At 73.3% G+C, this 17,343-nt stretch carries 17 protein-coding genes; 9 read left to right on the forward strand and 8 right to left on the reverse strand.

Translation table 11 applies throughout. The features are described from left to right. Positions 1–13: 13 nt before the first annotated feature. Positions 14–1,246: a GAF domain-containing sensor histidine kinase gene (locus AD017_RS18860; protein WP_082538266.1), complete on the reverse strand. Its 1,233-nt coding sequence runs from the start codon at positions 1,244–1,246 to the stop codon at positions 14–16. Further along, on the reverse strand, positions 1,243–1,905 hold the full coding sequence (locus AD017_RS18865; protein ID WP_010228026.1) for a response regulator transcription factor: 663 nt from the start codon (positions 1,903–1,905) through the stop codon (positions 1,243–1,245). Before AD017_RS18865 ends, AD017_RS18860 begins: the two co-directional genes overlap by 4 nt. A gap of 108 nt (positions 1,906–2,013) precedes the next feature. Between AD017_RS18865 and AD017_RS18870 the strand changes: the two genes are divergently transcribed. Further along, positions 2,014–2,958, forward strand: coding sequence for a phosphoribulokinase (locus AD017_RS18870; protein ID WP_010228028.1), 945 nt, complete (start codon positions 2,014–2,016; stop codon positions 2,956–2,958). After that, the gene (locus AD017_RS18875) at positions 2,955–3,716 is read left to right on the forward strand and encodes an HAD-IA family hydrolase (RefSeq protein ID WP_060574973.1); all 762 of its coding nucleotides are present in this window, start codon (positions 2,955–2,957) and stop codon (positions 3,714–3,716) included. Before AD017_RS18870 ends, AD017_RS18875 begins: the two co-directional genes overlap by 4 nt. On the opposite strand, the gene AD017_RS18880 is transcribed toward AD017_RS18875, so the two are convergent. Further along, positions 3,668–4,174, reverse strand: coding sequence for an NUDIX hydrolase (locus AD017_RS18880; protein WP_060576472.1), 507 nt, complete (start codon positions 4,172–4,174; stop codon positions 3,668–3,670). The two genes, AD017_RS18875 and AD017_RS18880, sit on opposite strands and share 49 nt — an antisense overlap. A gap of 107 nt (positions 4,175–4,281) precedes the next feature. Between AD017_RS18880 and nucS the strand changes: the two genes are divergently transcribed. Beyond that, positions 4,282–4,941: an endonuclease NucS gene (gene nucS, locus AD017_RS18885; protein ID WP_060574974.1), complete on the forward strand. Its 660-nt coding sequence runs from the start codon at positions 4,282–4,284 to the stop codon at positions 4,939–4,941. Between the two features lie 13 nt (positions 4,942–4,954). On the opposite strand, the gene AD017_RS18890 is transcribed toward nucS, so the two are convergent. Next, positions 4,955–5,377 carry a hypothetical protein gene (locus AD017_RS18890; protein ID WP_060574975.1) on the reverse strand — a complete coding sequence of 141 codons (423 nt, stop codon included), beginning with the start codon at positions 5,375–5,377 and terminating at the stop codon, positions 4,955–4,957. Between the two features lie 249 nt (positions 5,378–5,626). On the opposite strand from AD017_RS18890, the gene AD017_RS18895 reads away from it, so the two are divergent. From AD017_RS18895 to AD017_RS18915, 4 genes are all read left to right on the forward strand, one after another. Beyond that, positions 5,627–6,535: a helix-turn-helix transcriptional regulator gene (locus AD017_RS18895; protein ID WP_227012778.1), complete on the forward strand. Its 909-nt coding sequence runs from the start codon at positions 5,627–5,629 to the stop codon at positions 6,533–6,535. Between the two features lie 319 nt (positions 6,536–6,854). Continuing rightward, positions 6,855–8,381: an aldehyde dehydrogenase family protein gene (locus AD017_RS18905; protein WP_060574977.1), complete on the forward strand. Its 1,527-nt coding sequence runs from the start codon at positions 6,855–6,857 to the stop codon at positions 8,379–8,381. 173 nt (positions 8,382–8,554) lie between these two features. Beyond that, positions 8,555–10,339 carry a 3-hydroxyacyl-CoA dehydrogenase family protein gene (locus AD017_RS18910; protein WP_060574978.1) on the forward strand — a complete coding sequence of 595 codons (1,785 nt, stop codon included), beginning with the start codon at positions 8,555–8,557 and terminating at the stop codon, positions 10,337–10,339. Positions 10,340–10,434: 95 nt separating this feature from the next. Next, entirely contained in the window at positions 10,435–10,671 is a 237-nt protein-coding gene (locus AD017_RS18915) for a hypothetical protein (RefSeq protein ID WP_145982534.1), read from the forward strand. A gap of 15 nt (positions 10,672–10,686) precedes the next feature. Here the strand turns inward: AD017_RS18915 and AD017_RS18920 are convergent, their stop codons facing one another. From AD017_RS18920 to mce, 3 genes are all read right to left on the reverse strand, one after another. Then, positions 10,687–11,823, reverse strand: coding sequence for a hypothetical protein (locus AD017_RS18920; protein ID WP_145982535.1), 1,137 nt, complete (start codon positions 11,821–11,823; stop codon positions 10,687–10,689). A gap of 135 nt (positions 11,824–11,958) precedes the next feature. Further along, positions 11,959–13,290 (reverse strand): crotonyl-CoA carboxylase/reductase, encoded by a 1,332-nt coding sequence (gene ccrA, locus AD017_RS18925; protein WP_010230010.1) that lies wholly within the window; start codon positions 13,288–13,290, stop codon positions 11,959–11,961. Positions 13,291–13,491: 201 nt separating this feature from the next. Then, complete coding sequence (gene mce / locus AD017_RS18930; RefSeq protein WP_029239527.1) at positions 13,492–13,950, reverse strand: methylmalonyl-CoA epimerase; 459 nt, start codon at positions 13,948–13,950, stop codon at positions 13,492–13,494. A 141-nt stretch (positions 13,951–14,091) separates the two neighbouring features. Between mce and AD017_RS18935 the strand changes: the two genes are divergently transcribed. Continuing rightward, positions 14,092–15,279: an acetyl-CoA C-acetyltransferase gene (locus AD017_RS18935; protein WP_010230004.1), complete on the forward strand. Its 1,188-nt coding sequence runs from the start codon at positions 14,092–14,094 to the stop codon at positions 15,277–15,279. A gap of 80 nt (positions 15,280–15,359) precedes the next feature. After that, on the forward strand, positions 15,360–16,319 hold the full coding sequence (gene meaB, locus AD017_RS18940) for a methylmalonyl Co-A mutase-associated GTPase MeaB (protein WP_010230000.1): 960 nt from the start codon (positions 15,360–15,362) through the stop codon (positions 16,317–16,319). 25 nt (positions 16,320–16,344) lie between these two features. On the opposite strand, the gene AD017_RS18945 is transcribed toward meaB, so the two are convergent. Further along, positions 16,345–17,277, reverse strand: a complete 933-nt coding sequence (locus tag AD017_RS18945) for a helix-turn-helix transcriptional regulator (RefSeq protein ID WP_060574981.1) — start codon at positions 17,275–17,277, stop codon at positions 16,345–16,347. Positions 17,278–17,343: the final 66 nt, after the last annotated feature.

The raw sequence follows: 17,343 nt of genomic DNA on the forward strand, positions 1-17,343 counted from the left end.
TGCGGCGCGACCGTCAGTCGGACAATCGAGTGTTCCGAGCGGACTCTTCGTCGATCGGCTCAGTGTCGCCCGGGGCGGTGACCACCACCGTCGTCCCCGATCCCGGTCGTGCGCGCACCCGCAGCGTCCCGCCGATCAGCTCGGCGCGCTCCCGCATGGAGGCCATCCCGTACCCGCCGGGCGGCCCGCCGTGGGTCGCGAACCCGCCGCCGTCGTCGGTGATGTCCAGGCGCACCCCGCCGTCGTCGGCGGCCAGCCGGACGACGACGCGGTGCGCCCCCGCGTGCTTCTGCACGTTCTGCAGCGCCTCCTGGGCGATCCGGTACAGGGCGACCTCGACGTGGTCGGGCAGCCGTCGCTCGTCGAGGTCGAGCCGGACGTCGAGCTCCGGGACCTCCCGGGCCAGCGCGGCGAGGGCCCCGGCCAGCCCGAGGTCGTCGAGCACCGGCGGGCGCAGCGCCCCGATCGCCGCCCGCGCCTCGTCCAGCGTGGTGCCGACCAGCCCGGCGGCGCAGGCCAGCTCGGTGCGGGCCCCGCCGGTGTCGCCGTGGCCGAGCAGGGTGCCCGCGGCGTCGAGGTGGAACGACAGCGTGACCAGCCGCTGCGAGATGCCGTCGTGGATGTCGCGGGCGAGCCGTCGCCGCTCCGTCTCCTGCGCGGCGACGGTCTGCTCGGCGAACCGCTCGTGGGCCTGCTCCCGGGCGCGCAGCCGCCGGTGCATGCGGGCCTGGTGCAGTGCCGCGGCCAGCAGCCTGCCGATCGCCAGCAGCAGCCGGACGTCGCGGTCGCCGAACTCGCGCCGGTCCACGGTGTGCACGTTGAGCACCCCGGCGAGGCCGTAGGGCTCGGACAGCATCGGCACCGAGACCATCGAGGTGTAGTCCTGCCCGCGCAGCTCCGGGATCGGCAGGTAGCGCGGGTCGGACGTCTTGTCGTCGGTGATCACGGCCGGGGTGCGGTGGGCGGCCACCCAGCCGCTGACGCCGTGGCCGAGCGGCAGGTGCACGGTCCCGACGCGGGCGTCGAACGGCGGGGTGGCGCCGGCGAGGGTCAGCGCGGTGTCGGTGTCGTCGAGGACGTGCACGAAGCAGACGTCGGTCGCGGTCGCCTCGGTGATCATGCGGGCGACGGCGGCGGCGAGGGGCTCCACTCCCGGCCCGGACGCGGTGGCCTCGATGATCCCGAGCAGCACGGCGTTCTCCCGCTCCGGGTCGCCGAGCCCCAGGCCGCGCCCCGCCGCCGTCACCGGAACACGCCCTCGCGCAGCGCGGCGGCGACCGCCGCCGTCCGGTCGGGGACGTCGAGCTTGCGCAGCACCGAGCGGACGTGCGACTTCACCGTCTCCTCGCCGATCACCAGCTCCGCGGCGACCGAGCGGTTCGAGTGCCCGGCGACCAGCAGGGCCAGCACCTCGCTCTCCCGGTGGGTGAGCCCCAGCCGGGCCCCGGGCCAGAACTCGTTGCGTTCCAGCCGGGCCGCCGAGGCCGCCGCGCGGCCGGCCATCGTCGCGTCCACGACCGTCACCCCGGTCGCGGCCAGCTCCAGCTGCCGCACCAGCTCCTCGCCGCCGATCCGCTTCAGGAGGTAGCCGGCCGCTCCGGCGCGCAGCGCCTGGAACAGGTACTGCTCGTCGTCGTAGACGCTGAGCAGCACGACCTTCTGCCCGGGCAGCCGGTCGTGCAGACGCCGGCACAGGTCGAGCCCGGAGTCGCCCGCCATCCGGACGTCGCACAGCACGATGTCCGGGGCCAGCGACAGCGCCGCGTCCATCGCGGCCGTCACGTCGTGCGCGGTGCCGACCACCCGGACGCGGCCACGGAACGGGGCGAGCATCGCCTTCAGCCCCTGGACGACCATCTCGTGGTCGTCGACCACGACCAGTCGCAGTGGTGTGGCCTGCGTCATACGGCCCACGATAGGGGCCGGTCTCCCCCGGTGGGTCCCCCGTGCCGGGGGAGACTGCCCGGCCCGCGGTTCCTAGCGTCGGTGACCCGACCGGGAGAGGAGCACGCCGTGCCGGACAAGTCGCTGCGGATCCGGCGGGCCGGGCCCGAGGAGGCCCGCCGCCGACCGATCATGCTCGCCATCGCGGGGGACAGCGCCGCGGGCAAGACCACGCTGACCCGCGGACTGGTCGAGGCGCTGGGGCCCGACCGGTGCGTGTCCCTGTGCACCGACGACTACCACCGCTACGACCGGGCCGAGCGCAGGGACCTCCCGTTCACGGCGCTGCACCCGGACTGCAACTTCGTCGAGATCATGGAGCAGCACCTCCAGCTGCTGGCCACCGGCGAACCCGTGCTCAAGCCCGTCTACGACCACTCCACCGGCGAGCTGGCCCGGCCGGAGCCGGTCGAGCCGGCCGAGGTCGTCATCGTCGAGGGGCTGCTGCCCCTGCACTCGAAGCTGTCGCGGGCCTGCTTCGACGTGACCGTCTACCTGGACCCGCCGGAGGAGATCCGGCGGGACTGGAAGGTGCAGCGCGACTGCGCGAAGCGCGGCTACACCCCGGACCAGGTGCTGGCCGAGCTCGACCGGCGCGAACCCGAGTCGGCCGAGCACATCCGCCCGCAGCGCCGGCACGCCGACCTGGTGGTGCGGTTCGCGCCGATCGAGAGCCGCGACGACCCGGAGGGCACCCCGCTGTCGGCGACGGTGATGCTGCGGCCGACGATCCCGCACCCGGACCTGTCCGGGGTGATGCAGCCCGGGCTCACCCGCGCGATGCACCTCAAGCTGGAGCGGGACCCGGACGGCCGCCCGGTCGAGTCCCTGCACGTGCACGGCTACGTGCCCCACGAGGAGAGCGTCGCGGTGGAGAAGTCGATCTGGGCCGAGATGGGCGACGCGGGCCGCGACACCCCGGACTGCCTGGGCCGCGTCGGGGACGGCCGCAGCGAGCCGCTGGCGATCGCCCAGCTGCTGATCCTGTTCCACCTGATGGAGCTGGGCCGGTGAGCGCCCCGGAGGCGGTGCTGTTCGACGTCGACGGGACGCTCGCCGAGACCGAGCGCGACGGGCACCGGCCGGCCTTCAACCGGGCCTTCGCCGAGCACGACCTGGGTCTGCACTGGACACCGGCGCACTACACCCGCCTGCTGCGGGTCCCCGGCGGACGGCAGCGGATCGCCGCGGACCTGCGCACCCGCGGGGTGCCCGGTGTGGAGGCCGACCGGGTCGCCGCGGCGGTGCACCGCACCAAGACGGCGCTCTTCGCCGAGCACGCCCGCTCCGGCTCGATCCCGGCCCGGCCGGGCGTCCGGACGCTGGTCGCGGACCTGCGGCGGCACGGTACGCGGATCGGCGTCGTGACGACCGGGCGCCGGGAGTGGGCCGAGCCGCTCGTGCGGCACCTGATCGGCGACGTCGCCGGGGCGCTCGACGTGGCGGTGTACGGCGACGACGTCACCGCGTTGAAGCCGGACCCGCAGGCCTACCGGCTCGCGCTGCGCCGGCTGGGGCTGCCGGCGTCGTGCGCGGTCGCGGTGGAGGACTCCGCGCCGGGACTGCAGGCGGCGCTGGGGGCCGGGCTGATGACCGTCGTCGTGCGGTCGGAACCGACGGCCGGGCACGACGCCCGCGGCGCCGCCCTGGTGCGGGACTCCTTCGACGGGGACCCGCCGCTCGACGCCGTGCTGCTGCGCGAGCTGCTCACCGCGGCGGAGGATCAGGCGCTCGCGGCCCGGCGCTCGTCGTGCAGGCGGAGCAGCGCGTAGGCGGCGAGGGTCTGCGCGTCGGTCAGCCGCCCGTCGAGGATCATCCGCTCGAACTCGACCGCGGTGAACCAGGCGGCGCGCATGTCCTGCTCCTGGTGCTCGCGCCGCGGCGGGCCCTCGGTCAGACCGGTCGCGAGGTAGACGTGTCCGCGCTGGCTGGACATGCCCGGCGCGCAGTCCAGCGTCCCGAGCAGCGCCATCGACGACGCCGCGAGCCCGGTCTCCTCGGCCAGCTCGCGCACGGCCAGCTCGGCAGGGTCCTGGTCGGCGCGGTCCGGCGCGGTGCCGGCCGGGAACTCCCAGCGGCGCTCGCCGACCGGGTAGCGGAACTGCTCGACCAGGTGCAGGCGGCCGTCGTCGTCGCGGGGGACGACCAGGGCGTAGGTCGGCTTGTCGACCACCCCGTAGATCCCCTCGGTGCCGTCGGAGAGGCGGATGCCGTCCTCCCGGACGGTCATCCAGTCGTTCGCGTAGACCTGGCGGGTGGAGGTCTGCTCGATCACGGTGACCAGCCTGGCCCAGGCCGGGGACGGTCGCGCACCGGGGCCGCCTTACAGTGAGCCGGGTGCGTCTCGTGATCGCCCGCTGCCAGGTGGACTACGCCGGACGGCTGACCGCCCACCTGCCCATGGCACCCCGGTTGCTGCTGGTCAAGGCCGACGGCTCGGTGAGCGTGCACGCCGACGACCGCGCCTACAAGCCGCTGAACTGGATGTCGCCGCCGTGCTGGCTGACCGAGGAGCCCGGCGTCTGGACGGTGAAGAACAAGGCCGACGAGTCGCTGGTGATCACCATCGACGAGGTGCTGCACGACTCCTCGCACGAGCTCGGTGTCGATCCCGGCCTGGTCAAGGACGGTGTCGAGGCGCACCTGCAGGAGCTGCTCGCCGCCCACCCCGAGACCTTCGGTGACGGCTGGACGCTCGTCCGCCGCGAGTACATGACCGCCGTCGGGCCGGTCGACCTGCTCTGCCGGGACGGCGACGGCGGGCACGTCGCGGTCGAGATCAAGCGCCGCGGCGAGATCGACGGCGTCGAGCAGCTCACCCGGTACCTGGAGCTGATGAACCGCGACCCGCTGCTCGCCCCGGTGCAGGGCGTGTTCGCGGCCCAGCAGATCAAGCCGCAGGCGCGCACCCTGGCCACCGACCGCGGCATCCGCTGCCTGACCGTCGACTACGACGAGCTGCGCGGGATGACGTCGAAGGACATGCGGCTGTTCTGAGGACGAGGACCCGTCACGGCGTGACGGTGAACCGGACGGCGTTCCCGGTCAGCGAGGTGACGGCGACCCGGTAGGGGCCGACGGCGTCGGAGCGGCGCTCGCCGATGCGCACGTCGCGACCCTCGAAGCTCGCGACGAGCGCCGCCCCCGGGTCGATCCGGATGCGGATCCGGGGCCCGTCCCCGCAGCTGACGAACGTCCCCGCGTCGCTGGTCTGCAGGGTGCCGCCGGCCCCGCCGCCGAAGTTCGTCGACGTGCGGCCGTCGGTGCGGCGCTCCATCGACCCCGTGCACGTCGGATCCGGTGCTGCGGTGGTCGTGGGAGGTGCCGAGGCCGTGGTCGGGACTCCGGTGGCAGCGGGCGCCGCTCCCTCGGTCCGGCCGGCTGCGCAGCCGGTGACGACCAGTGCGGCCAGCAGGATCGACGCGATCGGCACCGCAGGTCTCCACGGCACGGGTGCAGGGTGCGGACGGTTCCGGGGGCGGGCCGGGTGATCGTGGGACACGTCGTGCAGTGCACACCGGGTGTGCCGGGAGCCCTCCCGGCACCGTTCCTCCGGTACGTCGTTGACCCCGTGGGCTGGCGTCGCCACACTGCGAAGGCCATTCGCGAAACTTTCTCTTCCGGAGGCCGTGGTGCGTGCTCGGTTTCTCGTCGTGGTCACGCGCTCGCCGACGGGACGACCGTGCCGCTGAGGAGAGCGTCGGGAAACCTCGACGTCCATGACGCCCGCGCCGCACTCGGCGCCCGTCTCCGCGAGGTGCGCACCGCGGCGGGACTGAGTGGCCGAGCGCTGGCCCAGGCACTGTCCTGGCCGCCGTCGAAGGTGTCGAAGCTGGAGAACGGCCGCCAGACCCCGACCGACGACGACGTGCGCGGATGGGTCCGGATCGCCGACGCGCCCGACGATCTCGAGTCCCTGCTGGCGTCGTTGCACGCGCTGGAGCTGCAGCACTCCGAATGGCGCCGTCAGCTGCGCGGCGGACTGTTGCCGGTCCAGCAGCGGATCCGCCGGTTCGACGAGATCACGAGCTTCTTCCGCGTCTTCGAGCCCGCGGTGGTTCCCGGGATCCTGCAGACGCCCGAGTACGCGCGCCACCGGTTCATCGAGTCGGCCCGGCTGTTCGGGGCGCAGCACGACCTCGAGAGCGCCGTCGCCGAACGGGTCCGGCGGCAGGACGCGCTCTACCGGGCGGACAAGCGGTTCCACCTCGTGGTCACGGAGTCGGCCCTGAGGAACCGGCTCTGTCCCGCATCTGTCCTGGTGGGGCAGCTCGACCGGATCATGACCGTCTCCATGCTGCCGGCGGTACGTCTCGGGGTCCTGGACCTCTCGGATCCGTGTCCGGTCGTGCCGTCCCACGGGTTCTGGTTGCTCGACGACGAGCGTGTGGTCGTCGAGACGTTCTCGGCGGAGCTCAACCTCACCCAGCAGCCGGAGATCGAGCTGTACCGCGAGGTCTTCGAGGCGATCGCCGGGGCCGCACGGTACGGCCGGGCCGCCCGGCAGGTCGTCCACCGGCTGGCCGAGGAGCTCGCCGACCTGCCCGACGACGACCCGGGAAAGAAGCGCTCCGAATCGCCTGGCAGCTGAGGAGAAACAACGCGAAAGGTTCTCGCTGTTTCGGTCAGGTGCTCCCTAGCCTCCGGCGACGTGACCACGCCCTCCGACGACGCGCTCGTCGAGTTCATCGCCGCTCGTCCGGACCTCCTGCGGACCCTGCTGGCCGAGCACGTCGCCACGCCCGGCGGGGACTGCAGGGCGTGCCCGGGACCCCAGAGCGGCCGCCGACGTCACCCGTGTGACGTGCGGCGGGCCGCGGAGCGGGCCGCGTCGAGGAGCGGGGACGACGCGGCACCCGCGGGCCAGCGCGGGCCCGGCGGTGCCTCCCACCGCCGTTTACGCTGATCACGTGAGTGCCACCGCCGCTGACTCCGCCGCGACCACGACTCCCACGCCCGAGGACTTCGCCTCGCTGTCCCCGCGCACCGGTGCCGAGCTGGCCCGCTACCCGGTGCACGACCGCGAGCACGTCCGCGCCGCCGTCCGTGACGCGGCCGGGGCGGCCGCCTGGTGGGGCGGCCTCGACTTCGCCGAGCGGCGCCGCCGCCTGGCCGCGTGGCGCAAGGTGCTGGTCGCCCAGCTCGACCGCGTCGCGCGGGTCGTGTCCGACGAGTCCGGCAAGCCCTTCGACGACGCCCGGCTCGAGGTCGTCCTGGCGATCGACCACCTGGACTGGGCCTCGGCCAACGCGAAGAAGGTGCTCGGGAAGCGGTCGGTGTCGCCGGGCCTGCTGATGGCGAACCAGGCGGCGTCGCTGCGCTACCGGCCGCTGGGCGTCGTCGGCGTCATCGGGCCGTGGAACTACCCGGTGTTCACGCCGATGGGCTCGATCGCCTACGCGCTCGCCGCCGGCAACACCGTGGTGTTCAAGCCGTCCGAGCTGACCCCCGGGGTCGGGCACGAGCTCGCCCGCACCCTCGCCGAGGCGATCCCGGAGGTCGGTCGCCACCCGCTGCTGACGGTCGTCACCGGGTACGGGGCGACCGGCGCCGAGCTGTGCCGCGCCCCGGGCATCGGCAAGATCGCCTTCACCGGGTCGGCAGCGACCGGGCGCAAGGTGATGGCCGCGTGTGCGGAGAACCTGGTGCCGGTGCTGATGGAGTGCGGCGGCAAGGACCCGCTGATCGTCGACGCCGACGCCGACCTGGACGCCGCCGCGGACGCCGCCGTCTGGGGCGGGATGTCCAACGCCGGCCAGACCTGCGTGGGCGTCGAGCGCGTCTACGTCGTCGAGTCGGTCGCCGGGCGCTTCCTGGAGAAGGTCCGCGCGACGGCGTCGAAGCTGCAGGTCGGCACGGCCGCGAACGAGGGCGACCTCGGGCCGATGACGATGCCGTCGCAGACCGGGACCGTGCGCCGGCACGTCACCGACGCGCTGGAGAAGGGCGGCCGGGCGATCGTCGGCGGCGCCGGCTCCGTGCCCGACGAGGGCGGCTCCATCTCGCCGGTCGTGATCGCCGACGTGCCGGAGGACTCGGTCGCCGTGACCGAGGAGACGTTCGGCCCGCTGCTGGTGGTGAACCGCGTCCCGGACGTCGACGAGGCGGTCCGCCGCGCCAACGCCACCGGCTACGGCCTCGGCGCGACCGTGTTCTCCGCGAAGCGCGGCGAGGAGATCGCCGAGCGGCTGCGGTGCGGGATGGTGTCGGTCAACGGTGTCATCGCGTTCGCCGGGATCCCGTCGCTGCCGTTCGGCGGGGTGGGGGAGTCCGGGTTCGGCCGGATCCACGGCGCCGACGGGCTGCGCGAGTTCACCCGCTCCCAGGCGATCGCCCGCGCACGGTTCCCGATGCCGATCGCGGTGACGAGCTTCCGTCGCACGGCGAAGACCATGCAGACGCTCACCTCGATCGTGAAGGCGCGGTACGGGCGCTGACGCGCTCGTGAGTGGAAAACACTTTCAGGGCCGTGTTTTCCACTCACGAGCCCGGAGGGCCTGACCCTGTGCTTCGGGGGTGGCCCTGGTCGCATGTTACCCACCGGTAGCACTCCCGGATGGCAGGATCGCGCGCAACGCGAGACAGAGACGTCGAACTGGGAGGTTCCAGCGTGGCACGCGAGATCCGGACGGTCGGTGTGGTCGGCCTCGGCACGATGGGTGCGGGGATCGTGGAGGTCTTCGCCCGCAACGGCCTCGAGGTGATCGCCGTCGAGGTCGACGCGGCCGCGGGGGAGCGCGGACGCGCCCACCTGGCCGCCTCCACCGGGCGCGCGATCGAGCGCGGGAAGCTCACCCAGGAGCAGGCCGACGAGCTGCTCGGGCGGATCACCGTCACGACGTCGCTCTCCGACCTGGCCCCCGCCCAGCTCGTCGTCGAGGCGATCCCGGAGAGCCTCGAGGCCAAGGCCGAGGTGTTCGCCGCGGTCGACGGCGTCGTCGGCGAGGACACGATCCTCTGCTCCAACACCTCGTCGCTGTCGGTGACCGAGCTGGCCGTGCGCACCAAGCGTCCCGGCAAGGTCGTCGGGATGCACTTCTTCAACCCGGCGCCGGTGCAGAAGCTGGTCGAGGTGGTGCGCACCGTCGTCACCGAGCCGGACGTGATCGACGACGTGCAGACCTTCGCCGACTCGCTCGGCAAGGTCCCGGTCGTGATCGGCGACCGCGCCGGCTTCATCGCGAACGCGCTGCTCTTCGGCTACCTCAACCACGCGGCGAAGATGTACGCCGAGCGCTACGCCAGTCGCGAGGACCTCGACGCCGGCATGCGCTACGGCTGCGGCTACCCGATGGGCCCGCTCGCGCTGCTCGACCTGATCGGGCTGGACACCGCCTACGAGATCCTCGAGACGATGTACCGGGAGTCGCGCAACCTGCTGCACGCGCCGAACCCGGTGTTCAAGCAGATGATCACGGCCGGGCTGCTGGGCCGGAAGGCCGGGCGCGGCTTCTACACCTACGAGGCGCCGCACAGCTCGACCGTCGTCGCCGACGGTGAGACGCCGTCGTCGGCGGTCCCCGAGGACGTCACGCTGCGCGGGGTCGACCGGGTCGGCGTCGTCGGCACCGGCACCATGGCCTCGGGCATCGTCGAGGTGTTCGCCAAGGCCGGGTACGACGTCGTCGTCCGCGGGCGCAGCGAGTCCAAGGTCGACGGCTCGATCGCGCACGTGCGCAAGTCCCTGGACAAGGCGGTCGCCCGCGGCAAGCTGGAGGAGGCCGACCGCGACACGATCGTCGGCCGGATCACCGGCACCACGCAGCTGGAGGACATGGCCGACGTCGACCTCGTCGTCGAGGCCGTCGCCGAGGAGCTCGACGTCAAGCGGGCGATGTTCGGCGCGCTGGACGAGATCTGCAAGCCCGGCGCGATCCTCGCGACGACGACGTCGTCGCTGCCGGTCGTCGAGTGCGCCGCCGCCACCCAGCGGCCCGGCGACGTGATCGGCATGCACTTCTTCAACCCGGCACCGGTGATGAAGCTGGTCGAGGTCGTCTCGACGATCGGCACCTCGCGCGACGTCGCCGCGACCGTCCTGCAGGTGACCAAGAACCTGAAGAAGGTGCCGGTGAGCTGCGGCGACCGCGCCGGGTTCATCGTCAACGCGCTGCTGTTCCCGTACCTGAACGACGCGGTGAAGATGCTGGAGGCGCACTACGCGACCGCCGACGACATCGACGCCGCCATGAAGACCGGCTGCGCGCTCCCGATGGGACCGTTCGAGCTGCTCGACGTGGTGGGCCTCGACGTCTCGCTGGCGATCGAGCGTTCGCTGTACTCGGAGTTCCGCCAGTCCGGGTTCGCCCCGGCGCCGCTGCTGGAGCACCTGGTGACCGCGGGGCGGCTCGGCCGCAAGACCGGGCACGGGTTCCGGGACTACACCGCACGCTGAGTCAGACTGGTCGTATGGCCCGCGGACGATCGAGACGGCCCCGCCCCACGGAGAGGGGGCGGGGCCGTCCCGTCGCGCCGCCACTCGGCAGCGGCATGATCACGTCGCGGGAGAGCGGCCGCGACGGCGAGTGGAACGTCCGCCGGGTGCCCGGCGGGTCGTCGGTGAAGAACTACCGGTGCCCGGGCTGCGACCAGCTCCTGCCGTCGGGCACCCCGCACGTGGTCGCGTGGCCCGCCGACGACCTCGGTGGGGTCGAGGACCGCAGGCACTGGCACCTGCCGTGCTGGAACGCGCGGGACCGGCGTCGTCCGGGGTTCCGCCGGTACTGACGGTCCCGCGGTCCCTCAGCGGGAGCGGGCCGCGTGCTTGGTGTGGCCGTTGGCCCCGGCCCGGGGCGACGGCGAGGGCCGCGGCGGCGCCGTGGGCTCCTGTCCCGTCTCCGCGGCGGTGGCCTCCGGCTGCTCCGGGACGTCGGCGAGGGACGGGCCCGCGTCCAGGTCCCCGGCCTGGGTCTCGATCAGGGTCCGCGCCGAGTGCAGCTGCTCGGTCACCCGGCTGCGCAGCTCGGTGAGCTCCTCGACCCGGCGACGGGCACGGCCGGTGGTCTCCTCGGCGTCCCGGCGGGCGTCCGACCGGATCCGCTCACCCTCGGCGTGGGACTGCTCGAGCGCCTGGCGGATCTCCTCGTCGGTCTCCGCGCGACGCCGTCGGATCTCATCGGACAGGGCGTCCCGCTCCGCGAACAGCGACGTCAGTGCCTCGGCACGGCGCTGGTCCATCGCGATCCGGAAGTCGTGCTCGACCTGCTCGCGGACCTCGTGGGCCTCGGTGTCGGCGCGGGAGATCCGCTCGGTGACGGTCCGCTCCTGCTCGCCGAGCTCCCGCTCGGTGTTCTGCCGCTGCTCGGCCAGCGACCGCTCCGTGGTGGACGTCAGCTCCGCGAGCTCGGCCTCGGTGCGCTCCTTCAGCTCGGCGAGCTCGCGCTCGACCCGGGCCTGCTTGTCGTCGAGCTCGCGGTCCCGCTGCTCGGCCTTCCGGTCCAGTTCGGCCCGGTGCGCCTCGGCGTCGGCGGTGATCTGCTCGGCCCGGGACCGGGCGTCGGTGAGGACCCGGTGGGCGTGGTCGTCGGCCTGCTGACGCTGGTCGGCGATCTCCCGGTCCGCCTTGGCGTGCATCTCGGTGACCTCGTCCTCGGCCAGCCGGAGCATCGACCGCAGCCGCTCGCTCATGCCCTGCACGCTCTGCGGCGGGCCGGCGAGCCGGTTGACCTGCTGCTGCATCGCCTCGGTGCGGGTGCGCGCGTCGTCCAGCTCGCGGCTCAACCGGGTGTTCTGGGAGACCGAGGCGTCACGATCGGCGGCCAGCATCCGCACCTCGGCGTCGAGCCGGCGCAGGTGGCTGTCGACTTGCGCCTGGTCGTAGCCCCGGCGCGCGATCGAGAAACCGGTCCGGGGTACGGGCACATCGTGGTCACCGGCCATGCCCGTCACCGTACCGTCGCCCACGTTGCACGGTCGTGAGTTCGACGGCCGCACGTCACCATGTTCACCCCGGTATGGACGTGGGGCCCGTCCGTGTGGCACGGACGGGCCCCACGCCCTTCGAGAGGGGATGTGTCAGACGCCGCGGAAGCGGTTGATGCCGTCGAGGTGACGCTCCCGCTTCTCCTGGTCGGCCACGCCCAGGCCCTCCTCGGGGGCCAGCGCGAGCACGCCGACCTTGCCCTGGTGCGTGTTCTGGTGGACGTCGAAGGCTGCCTGGCCGGTCTCGGCCAGCGGGTACACCCGGGACAGCGTAGGGTGGATCATGCCCTTCGAGATCAGCCGGTTGGCCTCGAACGCCTCGCGGTAGTTCGCGAAGTGCGAGCCGACGATCCGCTTGAGGTTCATCCACAGGTACCGGTTGTCGAACTCGTGCATGTAGCCCGAGGTCGAGGCACAGGTGACGATCTGACCGCCCTTGCGGGTGACGTAGACCGAGGCGCCGAAGGTCTCCCGCCCGGGGTGCTCGAACACGATGTCCGGGTCCTCACCGCCGGTCAGCTCGCGGATCTTCGCGCCGAGGCGCTTCCACTCCTTCGGGTCCTGGGTCTGCGGGTCCTTCCAGAACTTGTAGCCCTCGGCGTTGCGGTCGATCACCAGCTCGGCGCCCATGTCCCGGCAGATCTGGGCCTTCTCCTCGGAGGAGACGACGCAGACCGGGGTGGCGCCGCCGTTCAGCGCGAACTGGGTGGCGTAGGAGCCGAGGCCGCCGGACGCGCCCCAGATCAGGACGACGTCGCCCTGCTTCATGTCGGCGCCGTTCTTCGACACCAGCTGGCGGTAGGCGGTGGAGTTGACCAGGCCCGGGGACGCGGCCTCCTCCCAGGTGAGGTGGTCGGGCTTCGGCATGAGCTGGTTCGACTTCACCAGCGCCAGCTCGGCGAGGCCGCCGAAGTTGGTCTCGAAGCCCCAGATCCGCTGCTCCGGGTCCATCATCGTGTCGGAGTGCCCGTCGGGGCTCTCCAGCTCGACGGACAGGCAGTGCGCGACGACCTGGTCGCCGGCCTTCCAGCTGTTGACGCCCGGCCCGGTGCGCACGACGACGCCGGCCAGGTCGGACCCGACCACGTGGTACGGCAGGTCGTGGCGCGCGGTCAGCGGGGAGAGCTTCCCGTAGCGCTTCAGGAAGCTGAACGTCGAGACCGGCTCGAAGATCGACGTCCAGACGGTGTTGTAGTTGATGGCGCTGGCCATGACCGCCACCAGCGCCTCGCCCGGCCCCAGCTCGGGGACCGGCACGTCCTCGAGCCGCAGGCTCTTGCGCGGGTCCTTCTCCTTGGTGGGCAGGCCCTCGAACATGTCGGCGTCCTCGGCCCGGACGGTGACGCCCTGGTAGGACTCGGGCACCTCCAGGCCACCGACGTCGGCGAACTGCCCGGCGAGGATGGCGTCGCGGATGTCCTTCACTGCTGGCCTCCGATGGCGACGTTGCTAGGGGAGTGGCCCGGGCGCGTACGCCCGGCTTTGCTTGGGATACCGCAAGTTACTGCGTAGTATGTTAACCGCTACGGCCCGGTGGTGGTGATACCCGACGACGGCTTCGTGAGCGAGGCCACCGGACGCCCGTACTGTCCTTCGGGACGGGTGTCCGCGCCCGATCGGTGCGGGTCAGTGCCCGTCCGCGGCCGGTTCGACCAGCTCGACCAGCACGCCGCCGGCGTCCTTCGGGTGCACGAAGTTGACCTTCGAGTCGGACGTGCCCCGGCGCGGCTCGTCGTAGAGCAGGCGCAGGCCCTTGGCTCGCAGCGCGTCCGCCGCGGCGGCGACGTCGGTGACCCGGTAGGCGACCTGCTGCAGGCCCGGGCCGTTGCGGTCGATGAACTTCGCGATGGTCGAGTTCTCGTCCAGCGGCGCGAGCAGCTGGACCTTGGTGGCGCCGCTCGCCTCGCCGGGAGCGCCCAGCATGGCCTCACGCACGCCCTGCTCGGTGTTGGTCTCCTCGTGCACGGAGACGAGCCCCAGGTTCTCGGCGTACCAGCGGATCGCCTCGTCCAGGTCCGGCACGGCGATACCCACGTGGTCCACGGCCACGACCAGCGGCGACAGAGCATCCTCGGTTGTCGTCATGGGGGCAGAAGGTACCTTGACTACTCGCGAGTAGGGGTGTGTGCCACTGGTCACCCCCACCGTTCGGTGCGTCCGCGTCGCCGGACGGCGTGGGTATGGTGGCCGCCCGCCCACCTGCCAACGAAGCTTGCTGGAGGACCCGTGTCCGGAACCGTGATCGTCAGCGGCGCGCGTACGCCGATGGGCCGTCTGCTCGGCTCGCTGAAGGGGTTCTCCGGGGCCCAGCTCGGCGGTATCGCCATCAAGGCCGCGCTCGAGCGCGCGGGAGTCGCGCCGGAGCAGGTCGACTACACGATCATGGGACAGGTGCTGACGGCCGGTGCCGGCCAGATCCCCGCCCGCCAGGCCGCCGTCGCGGCCGGCATCCCGATGGACGTGCCCGCGCTGACCATCAACAAGGTCTGCCTCTCCGGTGCCGACGCGATCGCGCTCGCCGACCAGCTCATCCGCGCCGGCGAGTTCGACGTCGTCGTCGCCGGTGGCCAGGAGTCGATGACCCAGGCGCCGCACCTGCTCACCAAGTCCCGCGAGGGCACCAAGTTCGGTGACGCGACGCTCACCGACCACATGTCGTACGACGGCCTGTTCTGCGCCTTCGACCAGGTCGCGATGGGCGCCTCGACCGAGAAGTACAACGAGCGCTACGGCCTCACCCGCGAGGAGCAGGACGCCTTCTCCGCCCGCTCCCACCAGAACGCGGCCCGTGCCGCCACCGACGGCACGTTCGAGCAGGAGATCACGCCGGTCGAGATCCCGCAGCGCAAGGGCGACCCGGTCGTCTTCGCCACCGACGAGGGCGTGCGCGGCGACACGACCGCCGAGAGCCTGGGCAAGCTGCGTCCGGCCTTCGCCGCCGACGGCACCATCACGGCCGGGTCGGCCTCGCAGATCTCCGACGGCGCCGCCGCGGTGGTCGTCATGAGCAAGGCCAAGGCTGAGGAGCTCGGTCTGGAGTGGATCGCCGAGATCGGGGCGCACGGCGTCGTCGCCGGCCCGGACGCCTCGCTGCACGAGCAGCCCGCGAACGCGATCGCCAAGGCCTGCGAGAAGGAGGGCATCCAGCCCGCCGACCTCGACCTCGTCGAGATCAACGAGGCCTTCGCCGCGGTCGGGATCGTCTCCGCCCGCAAGCTCGGCATCGACGAGAGCAAGGTCAACGTCGACGGCGGCGCCATCGCACTCGGCCACCCGATCGGCATGTCCGGCGCCCGGATCGCGCTGCACCTCGCCCTCGCGCTCAAGGCGCGTGGCGGCGGTGTCGGTGCGGCCGCCCTCTGCGGCGGTGGCGGCCAGGGCGACGCGCTGATCGTCCGCGTGCCGAAGTCCTGATCCCGGTGTGAGTCGTCGGCCCCCGCCGCGGCGGGGGCCGACGCGCATCCGGGGCCGCACCGACGAGGAGGACGACGACCGTGGCCGGACCCCCGGACCCCCACGAGCTGGTGGAGCGCGCGCGACGCGGCGAGCAGCTCGCCGTCGCCCGGTTGATCTCGATGGTCGAGAACGCCGGCCGGCAGCTCCGTGAGGTGTCGGCGGCGCTCACCCCCTACACCGGACGGGCGCACGTCGTCGGTCTGACCGGGTCGCCGGGCGTCGGCAAGTCGACCTCGACGTCGGCCCTGGTCACCGAGCTGCGGGCGCGTGACCGGAAGGTCGGGGTGCTGGCGGTGGACCCGTCGTCGCCGTTCAGCGGCGGTGCGCTGCTGGGGGACCGGGTCCGGATGGGCGAGCACGCCGGCGACGACGGCGTGTTCATCCGGTCCATGGCCACCCGCGGGCACCTCGGCGGCCTGTCGTGGGCGACGCCGCAGGCGCTGCGCGTGCTCGACGCCGCCGGGTGCGACGTGGTCCTCGTGGAGACGGTCGGCGTCGGGCAGTCCGAGGTGGAGATCGTCGGGGCGGCGGACAGCACCGTTGTGCTGCTCGCACCGGGCATGGGGGACGGGATCCAGGCAGCGAAGGCGGGGATCCTCGAGATCGGCGACGTCTTCGTCGTGAACAAGGCCGACCGGGACGGTGCCCGGCGGACCGTGCGCGAGCTGCGGAACATGCTCCACCTGCGGGAGGATGGAGGCGCCGACGCCTGGGCGCCCCCGGTGCTGTCCACCGTCGCCTCGCGCGCCGAGGGGATCGACGCCCTCGCCGACGCCCTCGACGAACACCTCACCTGGTCCGAGAAGTCGGGCGAGCGGGAGCGGCGCCGCAGGTACCGGGCCCGCCGCGAGATCGAGGCGATCGGGATGGAGCAGGTGCGGGCCCGCATGGAGCGGGTGCGCGGCGGCGCCGCCCTCGACGCCCTGACCGACCGGGTCCTGGCCGGTGAGCTCGACCCGTGGGCCGCCGCCGACGAGCTGCTGGACCGGTCGGACTGACCCGCGCTCCGGCCCTCGCCGACGGTCATCGGCCGAGTGCCGCGAGCCGGGCGAGGGTGCGGGCGGACCCGGCACGCAGGGCGAGCAGGCGGGCGCGGGACGCGGCCGCCGCGGCGTCGCCGCCGTTCCCGGCCCGTTCGGCGTCGAGCGCCTCGCGCAGAGCCTCCTCCGTCCGGGCCCGTACCGACGGTCCGTCCCCGTCGTGCGCGGGCTCGATCGCGATCGGTACCGGCGGCGCGTGCACGTCGATCCCGGCGGTCCGGACCCGGTGGCCGGTCGTCGTGGACAGCTCCTGCCGGAGGACGTCCCGGCCGCGGTCGGCGAGCCCGACGAGGTCGTCGCGCCCGGCCCGCCGGGCCGCGTCGGCGGCCACGGCGTAGGCCCGCCACGCGAGGTCCGGCGCGTCCCGGTCGCGTTCCTGGTCCGCGGCGAGCAGCGCGGCACCGGCGAGCAGGGCGGCGAGCCGGACGGCCGTCGCAGGATCGGTGCAGTGCGCCAGCAGGTCGCCGAGCTGCTCGACCTGGGCCGACGTCGCGGCGTGGGCGGCCGCGGTGCCGAGTCGGTGGTCGAGTGCCGCCGTCGCGCGGAACTGGTCGTGCAGCAGGTCGAGGCCGTGCTCGTCGACCGCCTCCGCCCGCGCGAGCGCGGCCCGGAGCCGGTCGGCACCGCCCGCGTCGCCCGCCGGCGTCGCGGGCTCGAGCCCCAGGTCCGTGGCGGTGCTCGCGTAGAGCTCGGCGAGCAGTGCGCGGTGCTCGGGGGCGGGCGTCGCGTGCCCGTTCTCCCAGCGGGACAGCTGGGTCTTGAGGCTGCCGGGCCGCGCGGCGCCGGCGCCGCGACGGGACGCCAGCGCAGCCAGCCGGCCCGCCGCCTCGGACTGGGACCACCCGCGGCCCTGCCGGGCCGCGCGCAGCAGGGAGCGGGGCGCGGCGGCCGCCGCTGCGGCGTCGTCGGTGTCCACGGAGCCGATCCTGTCGGTGGTCCGTCGTAGTGTCAACGCCGTTGCCGCAACACCTCGTCAACACCT

Origin of the sequence: Pseudonocardia sp. EC080619-01, from assembly GCF_001420995.1 — a bacterium.
Taxonomy (GTDB): domain Bacteria; phylum Actinomycetota; class Actinomycetes; order Mycobacteriales; family Pseudonocardiaceae; genus Pseudonocardia.